This window comes from Microbacterium marinilacus, from assembly GCF_019753765.1.
In the GTDB taxonomy this organism is placed as follows: domain Bacteria; phylum Actinomycetota; class Actinomycetes; order Actinomycetales; family Microbacteriaceae; genus Microbacterium; species Microbacterium marinilacus.
On the sequence record NZ_JAIJZW010000030.1, the window covers coordinates 1 to 1,079 of the forward strand.

Below are 1,079 nucleotides of genomic sequence, written 5' to 3' on the forward strand. Positions count from 1 at the left end.
TGTAGTGCCCAGCCAGGTTGTTTGAAATGCGGCTGATGGGTGGGAGCTTTCCGATGGCGGTGTGGGGTCTGTGGTGATTGTAGAAGTGCAGCCAGGCCGGGAGAGCTGCTCGCCGAGCTGACTCGGAGTTGTAGTGCTTTGCGTAGGCCCAGCCGTCCGCCAAGGTGCGATGGAAACGCTCGATCTTTCCGTTGGTCTGCGGGCGGCGTGGTCGGGTGAACTTCGGCGTGATGTCGAGGTCACCGCAGGCCCGTTTCCAGGCGTGCGAGCGGTAGGCGGATCCGTTGTCGGATAGGACCCGCTCGATGCGGACGCCGTGGTCGGCAAACCAGGACGTCGCGCGTTGCAGGACGCCGATCGCGGTCTCGGCGCGCTCATCATCGTGGATCTCGGCGTAGGCGACGCGGGAGTGATCGTCGATGACGGTGTGGACGAACGCGTGCCGCATCAGCGGGTTCCGGTAGATGTTGCGGTCCTTGTCGGGCGTCGCAGCGCGGTTGCGTCGTCCTTGGGCTCGTCCGACGTAGCGCCAGCCACCGCCATCGGGGATGTTGCCGAGCTTCTTCACATCGACATGGATCAGCGCTCCGGGCGTCTCGTGCTCGTAGCGGCGAGCCGGTTCTCCGGTCTTGACGTCGACGTGGGAAAGCCGGTTCAGCCGGCAACGCGTCAAGACCGCGTGGACCGTCGAGGCGGGCATCCCCATCCGCCCGGCGAGCTGGACCGGACCGAGTCGCTTGCGGATCCGCAGGTGGACGATCTTCTTCACCAGGTGCTGCGGGGTCTTGTTCGGATGCGAGTGTGGTCGAGAGGACCGATCGGCCATCCCTGCCTCCCCGAGCTCGAGATAGCGACGTGCCCATTTGTCGGCAGTCGGCCACGAGACGCGGAAGTAGCCAGCCGCCGCAGCGACCGTCCACTCCTCGTCGACGACCTTGCGGGCAAGGCGGAGCCGTTGGCGCGGCGTCAAGGCCGCATTAGCGTGAGACACGAGAACCTCCTGGTTCAGAGCGGAAGCGGTAGCAGCTCCACTCTGCCGGGAGGTTCTCGTCACATCACGGCAATCAGATCAAACAACG

General features: G+C 65.1%; 1 protein-coding gene. It reads right to left on the reverse strand.

Features of this window, described 5'->3' with window-relative positions:
• The coding region (locus K5S26_RS18495) for an IS481 family transposase (protein ID WP_221861003.1) at positions 1-991 on the reverse strand (991 nt) is incomplete at its 3' end.
• Between the last annotated feature and the right edge of the window lie 88 nt (positions 992-1,079).